The sequence below is a fragment of the Pseudobutyrivibrio sp. YE44 genome (genome assembly GCF_900104335.1).
GTDB lineage: Bacteria > Bacillota > Clostridia > Lachnospirales > Lachnospiraceae > Pseudobutyrivibrio.
In genome coordinates this window covers 90236-114567 of record NZ_FMXT01000004.1, presented here as the reverse complement: position 1 = coordinate 114567, position 24332 = coordinate 90236, and the positions used below count along the sequence as shown (strand labels likewise).

The window sequence follows — 24332 nt, the reverse complement described above, 5'->3', positions numbered from 1 at the left end:
ATGTAATGCAGAATTAAACATTATTCAGATGTCAGACATTGAATCTGAACAAGTTTCCTGGTTGTGGTATCCATTCATACCATACGGGAAGCTGACCATTGTGCAGGGAGATCCCGGCGATGGCAAGACAACCTTGGTACTAAACATTGCAGCAAAGTTATCAAAAGGAGTTCCGATGGATGAAGGGATGCAGTGTGAAGAACCAATAGACATCATCTATCAAACGGCTGAGGATGGATTGGCAGATACAGTAAAGCCAAGACTTGAAAGCGCCGGAGCGGATTGCACTAGAATCCACGTGATAGATGAGAGTGATAAGTCTTTATCCATGGTTGATGAGAGGATAGAGCAGGCATTGATAAGGACAAAAGCTAAGCTTCTTATCCTTGATCCCATACAGGCATATCTTGGAGGCGGAATGGATATGAACAGAGCGAATGAAGCAAGGGATATGACAAAGCGACTAGCAGCTCTGGCAGAGAAGCACAAATGTGCCATACTCCTAATCGGTCACATGAATAAAGCAGCCGGAAATAAGGCGGCATATCGAGGTATGGGATCGATAGACTTCTATGCGGTAGCAAGGAGCGTGCTCTTGGTTGGAAGGATTGAAGGAGAGCCAGACCTAAGGGCGGTTGTCCAAATAAAGAACAACCTGGCGGCTTTTGGACACTCTAAGGCATTCAGCCTAACGGAAGATGGATTTGAGTGGATAGGTGATTATGAGATTACAGCGGACGAGGTGCTGGGAGGAATAGCACCGAGAGCCAATAAGCAGGAGAAAGCAATATCTCTTCTGAAAGAGCTGGCTGAAGATCATAACATGATTCCAAGCACTGAAGTCTTCGAGATGGCCAAGGAAGAGGATATTTCCAAAAGAACCATGGAAATTGCCAAGAGAGAACTTGGTATCAAAGCTAAGAGAATCAACAATATCTGGTATTGGCCATTAACGGATTTGGAATAAAGGTTAAGAACGCAACAATGCAAGGTTTATGGACTTACAGCCTTAAGGTTGCAAGGTTGTAAAAAGATAAACACATTGCATTGTTGCAACCTTACAGAAAGGACGATTATGAAGAACATTCAAATACCACAAGAGTTATTTATTAGACTGATAAGATTTCATTTATTCGATATGGATGAGGATGCGGATCTTATCAAGAAAGGATTGGAGGATAAGATGGAACGATTAGCAAGGCATGAAATCTATTCGAAATCCAAGACAGCTTCTTCTGAAGAAGAGAAAGAAAAAGCTCGTCAGGAATACCTGGATATGGTCGGTATGCATCAGGATTTCAGATGGTGATTTCTTCCTTGGTGGATATGGACAGGAGCGTGCCACGCTCCAGTTAATATTAGACAAGGAAAGGTAAAGTTTGGCGGCGAGCGGAGCGAGCTTCCCCATAACGTGTCGTTATGGGTAACCCCCTATGGATAATGACATTACACATCATTATCCGGGGGCTCTCCGAGGGGCCTGCCGGCGGCTTTGCTAATTTGATTTTATCGCGAAAGGAGGGTTTACTTTGATAACACAAACTTTTCATATATCATGCAAAAAGCATTCTATAGCAAAAGTGCGTGATGTAGTTTCTGTCAGCAAACACAATCTAAGGCAATATCAGAGTACAGAATATAGCGAAGAAATGATTGAAGTGGTTGAGGGCAGCGAGGTAAATATCCTTGATGATGTAAAAGAGATTTACGACAAGGAATTTACGGAGGCTCTGGAGGAATACAACAAAGGTAAAAGGAACGACAGGCAGATATCCGATTACCTGGAATATGTATCCGAAAGCAAAAAGAATGATGTGGCAGTAGAGGTTATAATACAAACCGGAGATATGGAATTCTGGTCAGATAAGTCTCCGGAACAGTGGGAAGCAATGAAACCTCTGTTAAAGGAACAGCTAGAATTTGTTAAAGAGATTGTTCCGGAGTTTAAGATAGCTTCAGCGGTAATACACATGGACGAGAATTCACCTCATATGCATGTGATAGGAGTTCCGGTGGCTACAGGATACAAGAGAGGGTTAAGCAAACAGGTTGCCAAGACCAAAGTTTTTGATCAGGAACGACTTGAGATCATTCAGGATAAGATGCACGAATTTGTATCAAAACAGATGAGTGAACATCCTGAGATCTTTGAAGGTGAGACTCTAAAACCTAAAGAGAAGGGAAGAAATAGTGACTTCTCAAAGGAGTTTTACCTGAAGGTCAAGCAAAAGGAGTATGAGGAGCTTGAAATCAAGTGTCAAGCCAAAGAGGAGCAGATAGATATCCTTGATGATACTGCCAAGGTCATCAAACAGGATATTAAAGCAACGGAACAGCAATACGTTGATGCAGTGGTCAATTCAGAGATGAAAAAAGAATTTATGAGATATGCATCACTTGAGAATCCTAAGACTACACTTGGAAAACTCGTATCCGGAGCATTCAAGAAATTCAAGGAATGGTGGGATAGAACTAGAAAGCCTGAGGTAACCGAAAAGGCTAGAACGAGTATCCTGGAACAGCTAAGGGAAGCTAGGGTTAGAGCTGATCAGCACAACGAACAGCAGATTTCAAAGCCACACAGAACGGACTTGGGAATGGAGAGATAAATCTTCAAAAGATAGAGCAGGGGCGTGAAAACGCCCTTGTTCTATGTGTAAGAATATTGAAGAGGATAGAGAAAACACGTATAATCTAAAATGTTGGGTATTGCGTAAGGCTTATACAGGTAAATCGCAATTTGATAAAACAATTATGTTTCAGTTTATCGCACGATGGAGATAAAGGAAAATGATTGTTAGAGAGTACAAAAGTCAGGACTTGCCTGAGATTATAAGAATATGGAATGAGGTTGTTGAGGATGGCATCGCTTTTCCGCAGGAAGAGATGCTTGATTTGGATGGTGGTGCGGAGTTCTTTGCTTCCCAGAGTCATACAGGTGTTGCGGAGGAGAATGGGAAGATTTTCGGTCTTTATATCCTTCATCCCAACAATGTCGGAAGATGCGGACATATCTGCAACGCCAGCTATGCCGTATCAAGAGATGCAAGAGGAAAGCATATCGGAGAACAGCTTGTGACGGATTGCCTGAAGAAGGGAAAAGAGTTGGGATTTCGAGTGCTTCAGTTCAATGCTGTCGTAGAGAGTAATGTTCACGCAAGGCATCTGTATGAACGACTTGGATTTACACAGCTTGGTACTATACCAGGGGGATTCAGAATGAAGGACGGACATTATGAAAATATCTGCCCTTACTACCATGAGCTGTAGGAATATCTTGCAGTATTACTAAGAAACAAAATATTTGATTTTTCGAGGTAAGAGACTATGGCAAAAATACTGATATTGAATGGATCACCAAGAAAAAACGGTAAGACAGCCTCTCTTGTGAAAGCTTTTATTGAAGGAGCAGAGTCTGTAGGGAATGAAGTCAAGGAACTGTACTTGCAGGGAATGAACATCGGAGGATGCCTTGCTTGTGAAGGCTGTCAGAGCAACGGTGGCACCTGTGTTCAAAAGGATGACATGCAAATTGTGAGCGAGGATTTCCTCTGGGCGGACGTGGTTGTATTTGCTTCTCCACAATATTGGGGGACGATAACCGGACAACTCAAGATTGTCATTGACCGTTTGTATGCAGTTCTGTTCGGATCGCCTAAAATGAAACAATTTGTTGTGATTATGACAGCCCGAGGCAATATGTATGAAATGACGGAGGATTTCTTCTCGATTTTTACTCGTTTCCTCGGTTGGAAGAACCTTGGCAATGTGTTCGGCGTAGGAAAAGAAGACGAAGCGAGAACGCTCGGTGCGAGCATCGAATGAAATCCCTGCCAGGTATATGTAATGGCACTTAAATCGCAAAATAATACTAAGCGGATGGATGACTTTGAGTTATCTATCCGCTTTTTTTAGTTTCAGCTCATTGCAAGACGAATTATCCAATATATTCTCTTGGAGTTTTTCCGTAGTAAGAGCGGAAAGCCTTATAAAAATTGCTGGTATTGGTGTATCCAAGCATGGCAGATATTTCTTCAATGGATAGAGTTGTGCCTCTAAGCAGGACAACGGCTCTGTCCATTCTTTTTTCCAGAACGATTTCCGAGAAGGTTTTTCCAAGCTCTTTATGGAGCAGAGATGAAATATAATTCGGGTGATAGGAAAAATGCGCGGAAATGTCTTTCAGGGTAACAGACTCCGGGTGGGAGTTAATATAGCCCACAATGCATTCAGAAAGGGTGGAAGCTTTGACATCTGCTTTTTCAAGCCTGTATCTTCTTGCGATATGCATGAACAGTGCAAGGACCATTGGTTTTAGGATAAGCTGCGTATCCTCTTTTCTGTCAGCATATTCGATGACCATCATCTCAAGCAGAGCACGGACAGGTGAAGTCTTTTCAAAGGAGAGATGAATAAACTCATCAGAAAACTTATCTGTCTGAGGGTCGAGGAAGAAACGGAACATATCCGGATCCTGCGAAAGAGCCGGAAGATATTCGCGGAAAAAGGCTTCCTTCTTGATATGCACACCAATCATAATGATATCATCGTCCGTGCTGTTACCTTTTAAGGCATACCCGGAAAACGGTTGTCCGATGTAACAGTCTCCCTCACGTATTGTGACGAGATTATCAAATTTGGCGCTGAGTGCGTTGTAGTCAAGGTGATAGGCATAATCGATAAAGAAGAAATCCTGCCTGTGAAATGGCTCGCTGATATGTCTTCCTTTGAAAACGACAACCATGATATCATCCTGTGGGTCACCCTGCCACTGGGACATTTTATCGGGAGTTCCGTCTACTAGTTTGAAATCACGAAAATCCCAGTTCAGGTGGGACCAGTCATGACCGAGCTTATTGATTGCAAGAGAAAGAAGTTTGTTCATTGAAGTTCCTCCGCAGCTGTTACTTTCATAGATAGTAACATGAAATATTAGAATATACCACTATGATCATTAAGATTTAGCGTTACACATTTCCTTCATGCAGGGTATCATAACAATCGAAGGGTGGCGATAAACCGCGGAAAATCGCCTAAAGAAAGAACATAAACCGAAAACGGAGGAATATACCATGAAGAAATTAGCGAAGAACACTGTATTATGTATGCAGCCTGTACCTAAGACTATTGTATCCTGCAGGGATAAGGACGGAAGAAACAATGCTCTTGTAGTTGGATTTGCAGCAAATGTGAGTCTTGATCCCGTAATGGTGATGGTAGGAATCGTTCCTTCCAGGTATTCACACCATATGGTAAAGGAAAGCGGATGTTTTGTTATCAATCTTCCAAAGAAAGGCTATGAAAAAGAGTATAACTATCTCGGTTCAAAGTCCGGCCGCGATGAGGACAAGTTTGAAAAGATGAACATCCAGTGGAAGGATGCGGAGTATGTCAATGCGCCGATCATGACGGACTGTCCGGTAAGCATCGAGTGCAGTGTGATCGAAAGCACAATGCCGGGAACGCATGAGTTGTTCATCGGAAAGGTAGAAGCGGTTCATGTGGATGAGGAATATCTTGATGAGAAGGGAAATATTCTCTGGGATAAGATGGATCTCATGTAAATACTAAGATAGGAGGTGTCCTGCCATGAGGATACAAGCAAAAAAAGTACGATTGCCGTTCATCTTTTCATTATGTCTTTGCCTTATGTTTGCCCTGAGTGCGTGTGGAAAGACAACGGATGATACCTCGGCTCTGGCACCAACACAGAATACCCAGAGTACCGGGAATGTTACGGAACAGTCTGCAACTTCAAATAAAGAAAAAATCGACGAGCCGGTCTCTGAAAATGTTGAAGCGACAGAAGCATCTCCAGTATCCGGGGAAATGGAAGAATACAACAACGTGCTTGTCGTCTACTTTTCCCATACCGGGACAACAAAAGGTGTTTCAGAATACCTTCATGAATTGGTTGGTGGCGATCTGATCGAGATAGAACCTGTGAATCCTTATCCGGAAGGGTATTCCGATGCACTTGATCCAGCAAAACAGGAGCAGAGGGATAATGCCAGACCTGAGATTGCAAATGAGATAGAGCATTTCGATTCCTATGAAGTTATTTATCTCGGATATCCGATCTGGTGGGGAACTACGCCGATGATCATCAATACCCTTCTGGAGTCCTACGATTTCTCCGGGAAGACCGTGGTGCCTTATGCAACAAGCGGCGGGACCGGAATAGGTCAGAGCATTAGTGACATCAAAAGCGAGATACCGGATGCAGATGTTAAGGATGGACTTCTGGTTAAGAGCAATGATGATATAATTCCCTGGCTTCAGGGGATGGGATTATACGAATGAGAAGAGCTTTACACTATGTGATGATCATACTTCTGATATTCTTATGTGGAAGTGGGCTTTCTTTCAGCAGGACAGAAAGCCTTCTTCATGAATGGTGCGGGATCCTGTTGTTTGCCTTGGTTATCGTTCATCTGGTATGGAACAGGAAGTGGTTTATTGGAGTATTCAGAGGAAAGTATAATACCAACAGGATCCTTATTACTGTAACGGATATCATGCTGATTGTGTTGATCCTGATGATAGCGGTAAGCGCTATGGTGATATCAGGATATGTATTTTCTTTTCTTGAACTTCAAGGTGCAACCTGGGGCAGAAGGATACATTTCGCAGGAACGGCATGGCTGTTTTTACTGAGCGGAATTCACTTTGGGATGCATATAAAAATGGAAAAGAGAAACATAGTTTTGTATATCGCTGCAGCAGGAGGAATTGCAGCTTTTGTGGTATGTAGGTTTTATGAGAGATTGTTTCTCTTGAATGAGTTCGCTTTCATTCCATCGGTTTCATCGTGGGTAGTGTATTTGCTAAATGCGTTGATGTTTTGCACATTTATGTGTATTGGAAGCGAAATAAAGCGGCTGACGGCAAAGAAAAGGAAGAAACATGGTTAAGGGAGATATCAGAAGGGCATTTACATATCTTGAATCAGGTTCTGTGCTGCTTGTTACCACGAATGATGGCGAAATGGATAATGTGATGACAATTTCATGGCAGATGGTCATGGATTTTTCGCCTCATATCGCAATCACGACGGGAGATTGGAATGAGTCGTTTGAAACGATACTGAAAACGAAAGAGTGCTGTCTTAATGTACCGTCTTTCGATATGGTTGAAACGGTTGTGGGTGTTGGTACGGTTCACGGGTCCGAGTGTGATAAGTTCAGTTCCTTCGGGCTTGACAGAGCAAAAGCAAAGAAGGTGAAAGCACCGGTTATAACGAATTGTCTGGCAGCCATAGAATGTAAGCTTGAGGACTATATCGAACAACATGGGATACTGGTCTTTAAAGGGGTTCAACTTTGGGAGAATTTGGATAAAGAAGAGCGAAGAGTGATCCATGCAAATGGTGACGGTACATTCTTTGCTGACGGGGAGTTCCGTAATCTGAGAAATGAAATGAGCCAGTGGGTTCCGGAGGGCTCAGAGCGGCTTTGAAGAGCAGAAGATTGTATGTAATATCGGAATATAAATGAGTACGACAATTTCGGTTTGTAAAGACGAATGGTATTGGAAAAAACAGATATAAAGTTGCCACCAGTTGTGTACAGTAGTCCTGAGCTTTCTACCGTACACAACAGGTAAACAGCAACTTGATTTGAAAATGCCTAAAATACGGCACTTTCGAATCATTAATCGTTATCAAAGAGATAAGGATTGTTGCAAATTATGCAACTACAAAAATGCTCCAGGAAGCTTGCTTCCTTGGAGCTTTTTTATATACCAAGGTAATTCTTATTTCTTCCTTTAATTTCCTCTAGACAAATGCTTAAAATAATTATAAAATTAAAAGGCGGTTTAACAGATTAAAGAGTTAAAAGGTTAAACTGCTAAAGAAAGTAGTTTGGAGGAATTTTAATTGAATAAGGAAAATCGCGGTAGCTTTTCAGGTAAGATTGGTTTCGTGCTCTCAGCCGCGGGAGCTTCAGTAGGTCTTGGTAATATTTGGAGATTCCCATATCTATGTGCTAAATATGGAGGGGGAATCTTTTTAATTGTATATGTACTTTTAGCCCTTACTTTTGGTTACACTATGATTGTTGCAGAGACTGCTATTGGACGTCACACTCAGAAGAGTCCAGTAGGAGCATATCGTGATATTAGCAAGAATCACAAGATTATGGGACTTGGCGGTTGGATTAATGCAATTATTCCAATTCTTATTGTTCCATATTATTCTGTAATTGGAGGCTGGGTGTGCAAGTATCTGTTTGAATATATTAGAAACGATGCGAAGTCCATTGCTACAGATACCTTCTTTACAGACTTCATCACAAACGGGGCAGATTCGGAAATTTGGTTTATTATATTTGCAATTTTAGTTCTTGTTGTAATTTACATGGGTGTTGAAAACGGAATTGAGCGTGTGTCAAAATTCGTAATGCCAATTCTTGTAGTCCTTGCAGCTATCATCTGTGTTTACTCAGTAACAAGACCAGGTGCTTTAGCAGGTGTTAAGTATTTATTTGTACCAAACTTTAAGCACTTCTCAATTATGACTGTTGTTACAGCTATGGGACAGATGTTTTATTCTCTTTCAATTGCCATGGGTATTCTTATTACTTTTGGCTCATACGTTAAGAAAGAGGTTAGTATTGAGGAATCAACAAAGCAGGTTGAGATTTTCGATACAGCCATTGCTATTATGGCCAGCCTTATGATTATCCCAGCAGTATTTGCTTTTTCACATGGTGATGAAAGCATGCTTAAGGCAGGACCTTCACTTATGTTTATTACAATGCCAAAGATTTTCGCTAGCATGGGCTTTGGTAGAATCATTGGTATTGTATTCTTTGCACTTGTACTTTTTGCAGCCGTTACCAGTGCAATTGCTTTGACAGAAAGTGCAGTTTCTACCTTCTCTGATGAGTTCCATTGGAGCCGAAAAAAGGGTGTAAATATCATGGCAGCAGTTATGCTTGTTCTTGGTAGCCTTTCATCCTTAGGAAATGGACCACTTGCAGATGTAAGAATCATTGGAATGCAGTTTTTAGATTTCTTTGATTTCATTACAAATTCAGTAATGATGCCAATTGCAGCCTTAGCAACTTGCGTCCTGATTACAAAGTTCATGACAGTTGAAAAGCTTGAGGCTGAGGTAGAGCAGGACAATCATCCATTTAAGAGAAAGTGGATTTTCGGATTTATGATTAAGTTCCTTTGTCCACTCTTTGTAGTTGTTATTCTTGTGAGTGCTATTTTAAATGTATTAGGATTCATTTCTATGTAGTTTTTGTTAAAACACAGTGAAAATCAAACTGCTGCTTTTCTTAGCAGCCTTTAAATCCTATAATAGAATAAAGGTATAAAAGAGGATATTTTTAGATATCCTCTTTTTTAATACATTTATTGGGAGAGAGTATGGAGCTAAATAGCTTTTACGATTTGTATGCAAACAATTGGATAACGAATCTGGTATTGATGATTGGAGCCACTGCTATTGCATTTCTGTTGGCAAGGCTTTTACCAATTGTTGATTACAATATATGTGAAAAAGTGGGCTTAAACCTTCAAGGTGGCGTTAGTAGAGGAAGAAGAGCCAGTCTTTTTAAATGGGTTCGAAGAGGAATTCTATTCGGAGCATTCTGCTTATATATTGTCCTTTTGATTTTTTTAGTGCTGTTGGTTAGAAAAGAGAATCCTGACTATGTAGTGAGAAACGCTGGGTTCAGTCTTTTTACCATGACCGCCAAAGGCATAGATTTACCCGCGGAGGAATTTATCGAGTTCTATTTGAACGTAATGATATTTATTCCAATGGGATATATGCTGCCTTATCTTTTTAGATGGTTTAGAATACATGCCCTTAGGCGACCATTGATTTTTTGTTTCTTGGCATCTGTAACCATCGAAAACATCCAGCTTATAACAAAGCGTGGTTCCTATGATACAGCAGATGTAATATCAAATACTCTTGGTGGAGCCATTGGAATTGCTTTGTTCATTATGCGAGCCTACACATTGACAAATCCGGAGTGGAAGAAGGATTATAGAAACTATAGAAGATGGAAGAAGCTTGCTAAGAATGGAATAATGTATCCCTTTGTACGAAAGCTTAATGTTAGAAGAGTTACAATAAAGGCTACCGATGAGGAAGAAATTTGGAAATTCTATGCAAAGGATTTAGGCTTCCAGCTTAATAAGTTTTTGGTGCCAGAGGATTCAAAAGAGTGTCGATTCCTGTTTGGCTTAGGAAGGACTCAGCTTGAAATATTCTGTTTAAATGATAAGAGTATCAAGCTTCCAAAACAGGCTTTTACATTATCCTATGAAAACTTGGATGTAATTAAGGCTAAGCTTCAAAAGGAAGATTTACCCTTTGAGGATTTTCAAACAGACCCATATACAAATCACAGAATGATAAAAATAATAGGACCAGATGAAGTGGAAATAACACTTTTAGAGCTATAGTCCCAGAAGGAATAGTTACATGAAAAAGACAATAATAGAGGACATTACTGATAAGAGAGTGTCTATTTTTACAGAATACAACGAGGCTCAGCTATATCATTACTTTGAACCTAACGGTGGAGTGTTTATTGCTGAAACGCCAAACGTAATTAGTAGAGCCTTAGCCAGAGGCTGTGAGCCTATGGCGTTTTTAGTGGAGGAAAAGGCGTATGAAAGCCAGGTTGTAACTGAACTTTTAAAGGAAGCGGAAGACGCCTATGTGGATTTTGATTCGGAATTAGAGGTTTTTGTAGCAAGGCTTGAGGTTATTAACAAAATTACCGGTTTTAACTTAACTAGAGGTGTACTTGCAGTTTTTAAACGACCAACCTTACAACAGGTTAGAGATTTGTTAATGAGCTCTAACAAGGTGGCGATTTTAGAGGATGTAATGAATCCTACAAATGTTGGCGCGATTTTTCGCTCGGCAGCAGCTCTTGGTGTAGATGCTATTTTTCTTACACATGATAGTGCTGATCCATTTTATAGAAGAGCAGCCAGGGTTGCCATGGGTACCTCTTTTCAGGTACCGTGGACTTATTTTGATAAGGGAAGCGATTATGTGTCACAGCTTCATAGTGAAGGGTATAAGGTGGTTTCAATGGCCCTAAAGGAAAACGCTATTCCACTTTCAGCGCCAGAGCTTAAAGAGCATACTAAGCTTGCCATAATCTTTGGAACAGAAAGTACAGGCATCAAGGATGAAACCATAGCAAAAAGTGATTATGTGACAATAATCCCAATGCACCATGATGTTGATTCCTTGAATGTAGCAGCAGCCAGTGCTGTAACCTTTTGGGAATTGTGTGGTCGGGGATAAAATATAAGCTTGCTGGCTATCTATGTCACAAGCGAAAATATAACAGTCAATTTAAGAACAGATGGGGAGTTCGATATGACGGGGAAAATGAAAAATCAGTATTTGTGGCTAGTATTCTTTTTAATTGTCTTTGTTAATGGCTTTGAGGCAGGTGGCTATCAGGCTAGCTTGCTTAACATTGGAGAAACCTACGAGTTATCTACTGCCTCTAAGGGCATCTTTGCATCGGTGGAGCTTTTTGCTACCATGCTTGCTCCAATTATTCTTGGAGCATGGGCGGATAAGAATAATAAGCTAAAATGCCTTACAAAGCTTCTTGCTATTCAGGTTTTAGCAGCTATATTGATTGCTATATTTACCTCACAAAAGGTTTTCATAGGAGGAGTGTTCTTCCTTGGGCTTACTACAAGTGCACTTCAGTTTATTACAATAGCAGCTTTGACAGATTATTATCCTGTAAGCTGTAAAAAGAAAATAGGATTTTTAACATCCATGTATGCCTTAGGGGCCTTTGTGGCTCCTCTTGTGGTATCTGCATACCTAAAGGCAGGATTAAGCTGGAGAACCTTATTTATGCTTCTGACAGCTACAAGTGCTATTGCTATACTTGGTTTGATTTTGAATAAGGATTCAAACCCTGAGCCACTTATTGGTGATGAAAATGAAGTTAGCAGTACAGGGCCATTTGTTTTACTTGGAATTCTCATGCTTTGTGTGGTTATGTGTATTTATGTTGGTTTTGAAAATGGCTATGCCTTCTTTGTAGATACACTGTTTTCTGAGGAGCTTAATTCTTCAATAGGAAAATATGCACTTAGTATCTTTTGGATAGTGATGATTCCATCCAGAATTTTGGTGGGATACCTGTCAAAGCATGCTTATAAGCTGCTTGTTACAGCAATTGTGGCTATCCCTGTTATAACTATAATTATTTCACAGCTGACTACAGACGTTCCAATGCTAATCCTTTGTATACCTTTAGGATTTGCCTGTGGAGCGATTTATCCAAATGTATTAAATATCGCCATGCCACTTGCAGGAGAACACAAGGCCACTGCAACAGGCATGATTACCACAGCTACAGGTATTGGTGGAGTGGTATTTACAGCCCTTACAGGTATTTTGGGGCAACAATTCGGACTTAGAAATGCAATGGTTGCTTTATCAAGTTTCTTTGTATTATCATTGATAGCAGTTTTGGTGCTTAAGTTTAAGGGAATGGGCACCAAATAGGATGCAATTTGGAACAATGGAAAAGAGGCAGAATATGTACGACAAGATTTCAAGACTATTAATGTATGGTGATTTAACTGAAGACAGTATTCTTTACAGATTGGGACGAGTTATAGATTCGGTACAATCTGGAGATTACAACAAGCGCGAGGCCACTAGGGAGATTAATGCCATAAGCAAAAATCTGCTTATGCTTGCTACAGATTATGGCTTTGACGACAATCTTTGGCATAACTATATAGCCTATTACATTATCACAAATGAAAATCCTTTTTCTCTTGTGACAGAAAAGACTGAAGTTAAGCCAGGTTCAGTGAATCATTTGGTGGAAAACGACTTTAAGCTTCTTAAAGAAATCTTTGATTATGATTTTTCTAATTTGGAACAAGAGCTTGGAATACAAAGCTTTTCAGTGTTTACCAATTATTCTGCCGTGGATAAGAATAAGCAGATGTACAACCGCAATGTAAGTGAGAAGGTTAGAAGGCTGTCGAAGGCGTTGGAGAATGCACCAGATGAAAAGGATTTCTTTAACGTAATTACGAATTTTTACAAATCCTATGGTGTTGGTATGTTTGGTCTTAACAAGGCCTTTCGTATAGAAGAAATCGGGGAAAATGACATAAAGTTTGTACCTATCAATAATATGGAAGAGGTGGTTCTTGACGACCTTATTGGCTATGAATATCAGAAACAACAGCTTATAGATAACACAGAGGCTTTTGTTCAAGGTAAAAAGGCTAATAATGTGCTTCTTTTTGGTGATAGTGGTACAGGCAAATCAACAAGTATCAAGGCCATCGTAAATCAGTATTATGACAGTGGCCTTCGTATGATAGAGATATATAAGCATCAGTTTAAATATCTTTCAAAGATTATTGCCAGCATTAAGAATCGAAATTATAAATATATTATCTATATGGATGACCTTTCTTTTGAAGAGCACGAGATTGAGTATAAGTTTCTAAAGGCGGTTATTGAAGGTGGAGTGGAAACTCGCCCAGATAATATTTTGATTTATGCTACATCAAATCGTCGTCATTTGATTAAAGAAACTTGGAACGATAGAAATGACCAAAGTAATCAGGACGACAGACATCATTCAGATACAGTGGAAGAGAAGTTGTCTTTGGTACATCGCTTTGGTGTTACTATTAGCTATAGCAAGCCTTCACAGAAAGAATATTTGGACATAGTTCTAGCCCTCGCGCACAGAGCAGCTATAAATATGTCTGATGAAGATATTGTTGCCAAGGCAAAGATATTTGAGATGGAACAGGGTGGTTTATCTGGAAGAACTGCTCAGCAGTTTATAAATTATATTTCTTAGTAGAAGAATTATACTGTTGATTAATTGGCTGTTTGATAGTAAAATCATTTCTTTATTAGTTAATTAATGATTTTATTTTAGCCCGGAGGATGAAATGACTTATTTTACATGTTTTTTCCTAGATAATGAAAAGGATATTATCGTTAATCTTTACAAGGACTTGGATAGGATGTATTACGTCCTTAAAACTCCTAATCATTCTACCGGTAATTTAATTAGAAACATAGCTAAAATATGTAAGTTGACCTTATCCAAAGACGACAACGATATGCTTGTTATCAAGGGTGAGGTCCCTTGTTTTATAGACGGAAATAATAAAGAAAGCTATATCTTTAAGCTTAGAGATACAAAGGTAGCAAGCATATATTCTGATGGTACTGTTGATATGAGGGCGTCTATTCCTGCAATAGCCAAAACCTTAATGAGTCAGACCAAGGATTTTGATTTACCTGTGGAAAAAAACATCTTTAAAACCTATATTCGTAGAGAACTTAAATTCAGAGCAGATTTGCACACTCATATGAATGGAAATCTTTCAGGTGATGTGCTTATAGCTCTTGGCATTTCACATCAAATTAGATATCCCCTTTATTATGTTAAAAAGCTTGATTTGAAGCTTACCGATGTTCAGTGGGCAAAGCTTAATGAGCAGCGTGAAAAGGTTGCAAGACAATTTGTATCTTCTGGTTTGCAGGGTAAATATCTTGATAGACGAATCAATGATAACACCTTTATAAATTTCGCAGATTTAATCCTTAATAATATGGATAATGCAGAGGATAATATTGTTAAAATTCGTGGGTCCCTTGCGGTTATCAAGGATGGACAGGCTGTATTTACCAACCTTGAGAAGGTATATCTCTACCGCTATGTTTTTTGTAAAGCAGTAGAGCATGAAGAGCCTATTAATCTTTCTAACAAGGTAGAGATGATTCCTGATGAGGATGTTAGAAATGCTCTATTACAAATGATTAGAGATAAAGAGAATCCTGCATATTGCGGCAATACTATCTTCCAGGATAAGCTTCTTTGGATTGCCAGAAGCTACAAGAAGCAGGGAATATATTATGCGGAGATTAGTGATACTACTTTAGTTAAAAAATACGAATCGTTGGAGATGCTACGCCAAATTCATGCCGTTATGCCAAGTATCTATCAGGAGACAGGCGTAATGATTCGATTCCTTGCCGCTATGCGTCGTATTCCTCTTACAATCATTAAGGATGCAGTTACACCTGAAAACTATTTGGAACAGAATCTTGAGGTGCTTAAGGCAACAGCTCTTGATCCATATGTGGCAGGCTGTGATTTTGTTGGTGAGGAGATTAACGATATTATCACTTTAAAGCCAGCCTTTAAGGAGATTGTAAAGATTGCAAAGGCTGATCCAAGCTTTGTGATTCGTGTTCATGCTGGTGAGAACGACAGCCAAAAGGATAATATTGCCCATTCTATAGAGTGTGTGCGTGACTCTCTTGAAAAAGGTCAGCCTATGCCAAAAATGAGATTGGGCCATGGTCTTTATACTTATAGTCTCAGTAGTAAAAAAGGTAAAGAGGCTTTAAAGCAGCTTAAGGACAACAATGTCACCCTGGAATTTCAAATTACAAGTAATGTTCGTTTGAACAATTTAAATACTCTCGATAAGCACCCATTAAAACAGTATTTAAAGCAAGGAATTGCCTGCGTTCAGGGTACTGATGGTGCTGCTCTTTATGGAACCAATGCTATAGATGAACAGCTTTCTTTAGAGAAGATGCTAGGTCTTACAGATGCAGAGCTTCAGCTCATGAAGGATGCTGAAACGAAAATCATCGAAGAAAGTCAAAAGGCATATTCCCAGAAGAAGGCTGCCTTTGAAAAGCTTATTGGTGACAGAGATTTGGAAGAGGTGCTTCTTGAAAAGATGCAGACTGTAAAGATTTCAAGTGGTAGAGCTTCAAAGGGTAAGGCTCCGTTAGATGCCAATACCGAGTTGAAGGAGCAGATTTCAGAGATTACCTGGGATAGACTTCCTGTAGTTATTATTGGTGGAAGCTTTAATACGGAGAGCAGATCTACAAAACTTAGCAGCAACGCTACCCAGCAGATAGATGATATGCTTGAATACTTTGATCCTGAGGAAGTCTGCTTTGTTATTGGACATAAGCTTTCTGGATATGAGAAATATCTTCTAGACCATAATGATAAGGGCTTCAGAATTTATTCCTTTGTGCCAGCTGTACTTAGCAAAAGTGAGGCTGACAAAATCAAAAAGTCTGAGGCTAAGGTTCGAGTGTCTACAGAAGCTCAGGCAATGGGTATATATAAGAGCTTTAACTACGAGATTTTTGAGCGACGCCCTTCCATTGTTATAGCTTTTGATGGAAATAGCGCAGCTGGCAACCTTATTCAGGAGGCAAAGAACGGAAAGGGACAATCAGCTATTTTCGTTTGGGCAAATTCTAAGAACCTGATGCAGAAGGCAAAATCCCTACAGGGATATGTTCACGTTTTTGATAGTGAGACTACTTTGGTTACAACTATAAAGTCGCACTTGGAAAAACTGGAAAAGTAGGTAAATCCATGGATATTAAAGATGTTCGCTCCTTCATGGAGTGTTATGAAACAAGAAGCATAAATAAAGCTGCAAGAAGCCTGTTCATTACGCCTCAGGGGTTAGGAAAAATCTTAGACAGATTAGAGCATGAAATGCAGGTTAAGCTGTTTGAGAGAACCAAGCAGGGACTTGTTCCTACTGAAGCTGGTGTGTTTTTCTATGAAAAGGGCTTGAAGCTCTTGGCTGAAACTCAGGAGCTGGAACAGGGCTTAGAATCCATTAGAAAGAAAAATGATATTTTTAAAGTTGGTTATTCCTGTGGATTGATAAGAATGCTTCCAATGAAGAAGATTGAGCAGTATCAGAAGTTTTTAGGAAGAACCGAGCTTGTTCTTGAGGAGGGCTCCAATCCTGATATAAAAGAAAAGCTTATAAATGGCCAGTTTGATGTAGCCCTGGTTATTGGACGAGTTGCGGCTACAGGCTTTATTGAACAGGAAATCGATAGCAAATCTATGTGTGCAGTAGTTTCCGATGGACATAAGTTTTTTGCAAGAGAGAGCCTTAGTATTTCAGATTTGAAAGATGAAGCTCTTATTAGTCTCAATGAGAAATATCAATCCTACGCTAATCTTATAAACTCTTGCGAGCGAGAAGGCTTTTACCCAGATGTTCGTATCAAAACTATGGAAGCTGCAATGATTTATGAGTTTGTAAGGGAAGGTCTTGGAATTGGAATAGATGTTGATATTCATAACAAGGAAGCTATTTCGAAGGATATAAAGTTGATTCCAATAGAGGATGGCATTTCTTGGAATGTGTATATTGCTTATGAAAAATCCAAAGAAGATGATAAGAAGTTACAGCAATTTGTAAAAATATTAATATCAAAATAATTAATATTTGTGTGTTCGTGCATCTATAATGGGTATAAACTAGTTTTGGTTACAGAAGTGATGGGAGAATATAGATGAAACAAGTAGATTTTGAGCATGGAAGAACACTTACAAATATTTTCAAGACTGCGATTCCAATGTTGGTGGCACAAATACTAAATCTGCTCTACAACATTGTAGACAGAATTTATATTGCCAGAATCCCAAAGATTGGAACAGTTGCTCTTGGAGCAGTTGGTCTTTGTTTTCCAATTGTTATTCTTATTACCGCCTTTACGAACATGTATGGAAGTGGTGGTGCGCCTCTTTTTTCCATTGCAAGAGGCCGTGGTGATAGGGAAGAAGCTCAAGGAATTCAGAACACTTCTTTTTTCTTAATCATAGTAACTGCTATAGTACTAATAATATTTGGTGAAATTTTCGGAAGACCAGTATTGTCAGTGTTCGGCGCCTCTGATGCTGCTATGGTATATGCTCTTCCGTATTTACGAATATATCTTCTTGGCACCATCTTTTCTATGGTGGCCACAGGCATGAATCCATTTATTACGGCTCAGGGATTTTCTACAGTTGGTATGACCACAGTTATTGTGGGGGCGGCTGCAAATATTCTCCTTGATCCATTATTCATCTTTGCTCTTCATATGGGTGTCCAGGGGGCAGCAGTAGCCACCATTATATCTCAGTCTTTTTCAGCAGCATATGTTATTAGATTTTTATTTGGCAAGAAATGTGAGTTTCAGCTGAAACTTCTCAGTGTAGAGGAAATAAAGACATGTGGTTTTAGAGCAACAAAAATAATTGCTCTTGGTACCGCAGGCTTTATGACTTATTTTACAAATGCAGTGGTCCAGATTTCATGCAACAGCGTTCTTGCACATGTTGGCGGGGATGTATATGTATCTGTAATGACAATTGTTAATTCTGCACGTCAGATGCTTGAAACTCCAATTATAGCTATTTCAGAGGGAACTTCACCAATTATCAGTTACAATTATGGAGCTTATAAATTTGACAAGATAAAGAAATCCATAGTAATCATGTTTACACTGGAGATGGCTTACACTATTTGTATGTGGCTTATCATTCGATTTGCCCCAGAGACAATAATTGCTATTTTCACAAATGATAAGACTATACTGAAGGATGCAGTTCCAGCATTTAATTTATATTTCTCAACCTTTGTATTTATGGTTTTCCAATACGTGGGTCAAATAGTTTTTAAGTCTTTAGGTCGAAAAGGACATGCCATATTCTTCTCCTTGTTCAGAAAGGTTGTGATTGTTGTGCCATTGACCTATATGTTGCCATATCTATTTAACATGGGTATAAACGGCGTGTTTGCAGCAGAGCCTATTAGCAATGTGGTGGGCGGTATGGCTTGCTTTATTACTATGATCTATGTGGTAAATAAAATCTTCAAAACCGAGGGAAAAAACGCGATAACATTTTAGACACAAAGAAAAGTTACTATATATAACAGATGTGACATCTGGTGGGTACAAACGATTTGTTTATACCCACCATTTTTTTGTTGATAGAAGCAGTATTTCAATACTGTTAAACTGTTAACAAATGAGAACGTTATTTTTTTAACACACTCACGTAAAAGGAGGAAATTAAAAAATGGTTAGAAAGTATCCTAATCTTACCAGTCCAATCACAGTTGCAGGCGTAACATTCAGAAATAGAATGTTCTCAGCACCTATGGGTGGAACAGATATCACAAACGATGGTTGTATCGGACCAAAGTCTACAGCCTTTTATGAACTTCGTTCAAAGGGCGGGGCTGGTGCTGTTACAGTATCAGAGTGCATGGTTCACGAATCAGACGGAAGCCATGCTTATAGACTTAATCCTGCAATCTTAAACTCTCTTGCATGTGCAACATACACAGCTGATGCCATCAGACGTCACGGTGGTATGCCATCCCTTGAGCTTTCACACTCAGGTATGTTTGCAGGAACATATATGACAGATAAAACAAAGCAGAAGACTATGAAGCAGTGGGGCCCTATGGACACAGTCAGACCTGACGGCGTAGAAGTACAGGGCATGACAAAGGATATGATTGATGAAATCGTCAAGGCTTATGGCGATGTTGCTGCTATGGCAAAGCGTGCAGGCTTCGAGATGATTATGGTTCACGGTGGTCATGGTTGGCTTATCAACCAGTTCCTTTCTCCACTTTTCAACCAGAGAACAGATGAGTACGGCGGAAGCCTTGAAAATCGTTGCAGACTTGCAAAGGAAATTCTTACAGCTATTCGTGAGGCGGTAGGTCCTCGTTTCCCAATCGAATTCAGAATGTCAGGTTCAGAGTTCTGTGAGGGTGGTTACGGTATTGAAGATGGTATCGAAATCGCAAAGCAGCTTGAGGATTATGTTGATATTCTTCATGTTTCTGCTGGTACATATCAGAAGACCTTCGGTATCACACATCCTTCTATGTTTGAGGAACACGGACGTAACGTATTCCTTGCAGCAGAGATTAAGAAACATGTAAAGGTGCCAGTAGCTACACTTGGTGGTCTTAATGATCCAGAGCAGATGGAAGAGATCATTGCATCAGGCAAGGCTGATATTGTATACATGGGCCGTGCGCTTCTTGCAGATCCATATCTTCCACAGAAGGTTACAGAGAATCGTGATGACGAAATTGTTCGTTGCTTAAGATGCTTCACATGTATGGCAGAGCGTGCAGCTACATCTACACGTCGTTGTACAGTAAATCCTCTTATCGGTCGTGAAATCGAAGGTGATGAAGTTACCCCTGCTCCAATTAAGAAGAAGGTTCTTGTTGCAGGTGGTGGTCCAGGTGGTCTTTATGCAGCATATACAGCAGCTCGAAGAGGACACGAAGTAATCCTTTGCGAGAAGGAAGCTGAGCTTGGCGGTATCCTTAAGAGTGAGCAGGCACTTCCATTTAAGTATGAGATGTATCAGCTTACAGGCACATACGAGAAGCTTGCAAGAAAGGCTGGTGTTGAGATTCGTCTTAACACAGAGGTTACAAAGGAATACGCTGAGAAAGAAAATGCTGATGCTCTTATTATCGCCGTTGGCTCTACACCACTTGTTCCTCCTATCCCAGGCCTTGATGGAGACAACGTAGTAATCGTAAACAATTACTATAAGGAGAAGGATAAAGTAGGCGATAACGTAGTAATTATGGGTGGCGGACTTGCAGGTTGCGAGTGTGCAGTACATCTTGGACAGGAAGGCAAGAAAGTTTCTATTATTGAAATGAGAGATGCTCTTGCTCCAGATGCTAACGTAAGACATCGTCCACTTCTTCTTAAGGAAATCGACAAGTACGTTGATGTCCACACAGGACTCAAAGCTGTTAAGGTTACAGCTGACGGTGTTGTATGTGAGGATAAAGATGGCAAGGAAGTTATGGTTGAAGGCGCAAGCGTAATTTGTGCTCTTGGACAGCGTTCACGCAGCGATGTTGTTGAGGCTCTTCGCGACGCAGCTCCATTTGTACGTGTTATCGGAGATGCTGCCAAGGTATCAACAATCACAAACGCAGTATACTGGGGATATCACGCAGCTTTGGATATATAAAAGGAGAGAAAAAATGAATTTAGATAAGAAAAGATGGATTATCTTAATTGCAGCATGTTTTATTAACATCTGTCTTGGCTCTATTTATGCATGGAGCGTATTTTCACCGGAGATGGCAGCACACCTTAGTACTTTAACTGGTAAGGAGCTTACACCTGGTGACCTTGCGATTGTATACACTATCGCCAATTCAGTTGGTCCAATCACAATGATTTCTGGTGGTTGGTTCAATGACAAGATTGGCCCAAAGAAGGTTATCCTTGTGGGTGGTATTATGTGGGGCCTTGGAATGTTCCTTTCAGGCTTTGCTACAAGCGTTGGTTTCTTAATCTTCGCTTACGGTATCATAGGTGGTCTTGGACTTGGAATGGCTTACGGTAGCACAATTTCAACTTGTGTTAAGTTCTTCCCAGACAAGAGAGGCCTTATTGGTGGTATCACAACTGCAGTTTATGGTTTAAGCTCAGTTATCCTTCCTCCAATAGTTACAGCTATCATGAAGAGTTCAGACGTTACTTTCGCTTTCAAGGTAGTAGGTATCGTATTCCTCGTTCTTATTGCTGTTTCTTGCATCTTCCTTGAACAGTGTCCAGAAGGATACAAGCCAGCAGGCTGGGAGCCGTCAGTTGCAGCAGGCGGTGCAGCACCTAAAAATCTTGATTGGAAGGGAATGCTTTCGACACCTGTATTTTACGTGATGCTCCTTCTTCTTACTTGTGGAGCATTCTCGGGAATGATGGTTATCTCGCAGGCTAAGCCGGTAGCTATAATGATTATTGGTGAAGCTTCAGCTGCTCTAGCAGTTTCAGTACTTGCTCTTTTCAATGCCTTTGGACGAATTGTCGCAGGTACACTTTCAGATAAGATTGGTAGAATTAATACACTTTGCCTTGCATGCGTACTTGGTGCAGCAGGTCTTCTTTGCTTATATTTCACAGGTGAAGGTTCTACAACTCAGTTCTTCATAGGTCTTTCAGTAGTAGGCGTAAGCTTTGGTTCGTTTATGGGCGTATACCCAGGATTTACAGCTGATCAGTTTGGTCCAAAGAACAACTCTGTAAACTATGGTATTATGTTCATTGGTTTCGCGCTTGCAGGCTATTTTGGTCCACAGATTATGGCAAATACAAAGGCTTCTACAGGTGCATACACCCAGGCTTTCCTTATTGCAGCCAGCATCTCAATAGTTGGCGTTGTGTTTACCTTTGTTTATAGAATAGTATCAAAGAAATCTAATTAGTTTAGAAATCCCTTGCTTATAATAGGCAAGGGATTTTTATGCACTGGTGAATAATCTGTTAATTTGCGGAAAAATCTGTGAATTTTCCGACTCATCTCAAATAATGTTGTAAAATATCATGTGACTAGGTATATAAACTTTAGTTCACATGATATTTTTATTATGGGGGTGCAACATGGCAAAAGAAAAGAAAGAGAAGGTTGAATCTAACATGAAGGTTAAGAGAAGTATAGGTGTAACCTTGCTTCTATGTTTGGTACCTATTATCGTTTTAGGTACTGTGGGTATTATTATCTTTATTTCCTTTAATGCAAGATCTATTATCACAGAAGTTTCTCTGATGGATTTGCAGGCTGAATGTAGTGATAATGCTCAGACATTGGGCTCAGGCTTTAAGATGCTAACTGCAAAATTTGGCGAGTATTGTGACACCATGGAGCAGGTTCCTATGGATGGTCATGATGCATATCTTGAATATTGCAAGCCATCTGTTGATTATCAGCCAGTTGCCAACACCGGTATTTATGTGGGCTTTTCTGATAATAGTTATTTCTTTGCAAATGGAACTAAGCAGGATGCTTCATGGAAGCCAACAGAACGTGGTTGGTATGCCCTTGGTAAAGAGAATCAGACCTTTGTAGCTACTGACCCTTACATAGATGCAGGTACAAATGAGATGTGTGTTACCTACGTTAGAGCTGTAGATTTTAAAAATGGTGAATTTGGTGTTTGTGGTGTGGATGTTTTCCTATCAGAGTTACAAAATCAAGTAGCTGAGCTTACACCTATGAAAACTGGTGGGTCTATCGTTCTTGATGATACATATATTGTTTCGTATTTTGAAACTGACAAAAATGGTATGGCCATTTCTGAGTCTGGCAGTCAATTCTTAATTGATTGTAAATCATATATTGATAGTGGGGCTTCTGATGTTACTATTATTAACCAGCCTACTACAGGTATAGATTATTATGTATGTACGGCAGCTATTCCAGGTACACCATGGACTCTTATTTCTTCTGTATCAGTGGATGACGTAATGAAGGAAGCAAATAGTTTCATGACTGTATCTTTAATTGCCATGGTATTACTTGTTATTGTCATTGTTGCTGTAATCCTTTTAGTTGTAAATATGGTTATTACAAAGCCTGTTAACGGCTTATCAGCAAGTATCCTTAAAATCTCTGGTGGTGACTTTACAACAAAGATGCCAAAGGATAATGGTGATGAGATTGGTCTTATCAGTAGACAGATGGATCAGTTTGTTGGGGTTATGAATGGAGCTATCAGTTCAATCCAAGGAAAGGCTGAACAGCTACAGGAAGACTCTGAGACTTCGAAGACTGCATCATCTAAGATGAGTTCTGAGGCTGGAGATCAGTCAGTATCAATGGGCCAGATTCAAGAGACTATGGATGATATTTCAAATGCTGTAGGAGAGCTTGCAGAAAATGCAACACATCTTGCTCATGCTGTTTCAGATTTGACAGACAACGGAAATACAACCAATGATGTAATGCTTGCACTTGTTGACCAGGCAAAGATTGGCCAGGAAGATATGACTGCAGTGCAGCATAACATGGAAAGAATTACTGAGTCTATGGGCGAGATGAACCAGGTAGTTACAACAGTTGGTGACTCAGCTCAGCAGATTACAGATATTGTTCAGATGATTGATTCTATTGCAGAGCAGACAAACCTTCTTTCACTAAATGCTTCAATTGAGGCAGCTCGTGCAGGTGAGGCAGGTAAGGGCTTTGCGGTAGTTGCTGACGAAATCGGAAAGCTTGCACAGAATTCTCAGGATGCAGCTAAGGAAATCGGAGATATTATCAAACAGATTACAGGTCTTATTTCTGATTTGGCTGAGAAATCACAGCGCAACACTGATTCTATTAACGAAAGTGGTGAGGCTGTAGAAAAAGCTGGTACAAGCTTTAACAAGATTTACGATGATCTTAATACAGCAGCTGATACGATGAAGAATATGATTCAGATGATGGGCGAGGTAAATGATATTGCATCTTCTGTTGCTGCTATTTCAGAGGAGCAGTCCGCAAGCTCAGAGGAAATTACAGCTACAATCTATACTTTGACAGAAAGTGCAAATCAGATTGCATCAGAAAGCCAAGGCGTAGAAACAGTTGCAAATTCTGTATCAGATTCTGCTCTTGCTATTAATGATGAGTTAGCTAAGTTTAAGATTGATTCAGATGAGGCATAAGCCGCTTTGC

Annotated in this window: 21 protein-coding genes; 20 read left to right on the top strand and 1 reads right to left on the bottom strand. The window is 40.0% G+C overall.

Annotated features, from left to right (window positions below; all coding sequences use genetic code 11):
- Positions 1-28 precede the first annotated feature (28 nt).
- The 5 genes from BLR54_RS08300 (at position 29) to BLR54_RS08280 (ending at position 3825) form a co-directional block, all read left to right on the top strand.
- Positions 29-967, top strand: a complete 939-nt coding sequence (locus BLR54_RS08300; RefSeq protein ID WP_090419700.1) for an AAA family ATPase — start codon at positions 29-31, stop codon at positions 965-967.
- Positions 968-1075: 108 nt separating this feature from the next.
- Positions 1076-1309, top strand: coding sequence for a hypothetical protein (locus BLR54_RS08295; protein WP_028247703.1), 234 nt, complete (start codon positions 1076-1078; stop codon positions 1307-1309).
- Positions 1310-1529: 220 nt separating this feature from the next.
- Complete coding sequence (locus BLR54_RS08290) at positions 1530-2609, top strand: plasmid recombination protein (protein WP_090419441.1); 1080 nt, start codon at positions 1530-1532, stop codon at positions 2607-2609.
- A 181-nt stretch (positions 2610-2790) separates the two neighbouring features.
- Entirely contained in the window at positions 2791-3270 is a 480-nt protein-coding gene (locus BLR54_RS08285) for a GNAT family N-acetyltransferase (protein WP_090419438.1), read from the top strand.
- Between the two features lie 57 nt (positions 3271-3327).
- A complete protein-coding gene (locus tag BLR54_RS08280; RefSeq protein ID WP_090419434.1) occupies positions 3328-3825 on the top strand; it encodes a flavodoxin family protein in 498 nt (165 codons plus the stop codon).
- 112 nt (positions 3826-3937) lie between these two features.
- Here BLR54_RS08280 and BLR54_RS08275 read toward each other — a convergent pair whose 3' ends face one another.
- Complete coding sequence (locus BLR54_RS08275; RefSeq protein WP_090419431.1) at positions 3938-4885, bottom strand: helix-turn-helix transcriptional regulator; 948 nt, start codon at positions 4883-4885, stop codon at positions 3938-3940.
- A 187-nt stretch (positions 4886-5072) separates the two neighbouring features.
- Here BLR54_RS08275 and BLR54_RS08270 point away from each other — a divergent pair, with 187 nt between their 5' ends.
- The 15 genes from BLR54_RS08270 to BLR54_RS08200 all read left to right on the top strand — a co-directional run bounded on the left by BLR54_RS08270 (position 5073) and on the right by BLR54_RS08200 (position 24322).
- The gene (locus BLR54_RS08270) at positions 5073-5564 is read left to right on the top strand and encodes a flavin reductase family protein (RefSeq protein ID WP_090419428.1); all 492 of its coding nucleotides are present in this window, start codon (positions 5073-5075) and stop codon (positions 5562-5564) included.
- A gap of 25 nt (positions 5565-5589) precedes the next feature.
- On the top strand, positions 5590-6303 hold the full coding sequence (locus BLR54_RS08265; RefSeq protein ID WP_090419425.1) for a flavodoxin: 714 nt from the start codon (positions 5590-5592) through the stop codon (positions 6301-6303).
- Positions 6300-6914: a cytochrome b/b6 domain-containing protein gene (locus BLR54_RS08260; protein ID WP_090419422.1), complete on the top strand. Its 615-nt coding sequence runs from the start codon at positions 6300-6302 to the stop codon at positions 6912-6914. Before BLR54_RS08265 ends, BLR54_RS08260 begins: the two co-directional genes overlap by 4 nt.
- Positions 6907-7458 (top strand): flavin reductase family protein, encoded by a 552-nt coding sequence (locus BLR54_RS08255; protein WP_090419419.1) that lies wholly within the window; start codon positions 6907-6909, stop codon positions 7456-7458. Before BLR54_RS08260 ends, BLR54_RS08255 begins: the two co-directional genes overlap by 8 nt.
- Positions 7459-7879: 421 nt before the next feature.
- A complete protein-coding gene (locus BLR54_RS08250; protein WP_090419417.1) occupies positions 7880-9250 on the top strand; it encodes a sodium-dependent transporter in 1371 nt (456 codons plus the stop codon).
- Between the two features lie 131 nt (positions 9251-9381).
- On the top strand, positions 9382-10431 hold the full coding sequence (locus tag BLR54_RS08245; protein ID WP_090419414.1) for a VanZ family protein: 1050 nt from the start codon (positions 9382-9384) through the stop codon (positions 10429-10431).
- A 19-nt stretch (positions 10432-10450) separates the two neighbouring features.
- Positions 10451-11290 carry a TrmH family RNA methyltransferase gene (locus tag BLR54_RS08240; protein ID WP_090419410.1) on the top strand — a complete coding sequence of 280 codons (840 nt, stop codon included), beginning with the start codon at positions 10451-10453 and terminating at the stop codon, positions 11288-11290.
- 87 nt (positions 11291-11377) lie between these two features.
- On the top strand, positions 11378-12523 hold the full coding sequence (locus tag BLR54_RS08235; RefSeq protein ID WP_176761899.1) for an MFS transporter: 1146 nt from the start codon (positions 11378-11380) through the stop codon (positions 12521-12523).
- 34 nt (positions 12524-12557) lie between these two features.
- On the top strand, positions 12558-13853 hold the full coding sequence (locus tag BLR54_RS08230) for an ATP-binding protein (protein WP_090419404.1): 1296 nt from the start codon (positions 12558-12560) through the stop codon (positions 13851-13853).
- Positions 13854-13947: 94 nt separating this feature from the next.
- The gene (locus BLR54_RS08225; protein ID WP_090419401.1) at positions 13948-16410 is read left to right on the top strand and encodes an amidohydrolase family protein; all 2463 of its coding nucleotides are present in this window, start codon (positions 13948-13950) and stop codon (positions 16408-16410) included.
- 8 nt (positions 16411-16418) lie between these two features.
- Complete coding sequence (locus BLR54_RS08220; protein WP_090419397.1) at positions 16419-17288, top strand: LysR family transcriptional regulator; 870 nt, start codon at positions 16419-16421, stop codon at positions 17286-17288.
- A 74-nt stretch (positions 17289-17362) separates the two neighbouring features.
- Positions 17363-18742, top strand: coding sequence for an MATE family efflux transporter (locus BLR54_RS08215; RefSeq protein WP_090419394.1), 1380 nt, complete (start codon positions 17363-17365; stop codon positions 18740-18742).
- Between the two features lie 172 nt (positions 18743-18914).
- Positions 18915-20858 carry an oxidoreductase gene (locus tag BLR54_RS08210; RefSeq protein ID WP_090419391.1) on the top strand — a complete coding sequence of 648 codons (1944 nt, stop codon included), beginning with the start codon at positions 18915-18917 and terminating at the stop codon, positions 20856-20858.
- A gap of 13 nt (positions 20859-20871) precedes the next feature.
- Positions 20872-22098, top strand: coding sequence for an L-lactate MFS transporter (locus tag BLR54_RS08205; RefSeq protein ID WP_090419388.1), 1227 nt, complete (start codon positions 20872-20874; stop codon positions 22096-22098).
- 175 nt (positions 22099-22273) lie between these two features.
- On the top strand, positions 22274-24322 hold the full coding sequence (locus BLR54_RS08200) for a methyl-accepting chemotaxis protein (protein WP_176761898.1): 2049 nt from the start codon (positions 22274-22276) through the stop codon (positions 24320-24322).
- The last annotated feature ends 10 nt before the right edge of the window (positions 24323-24332 follow it).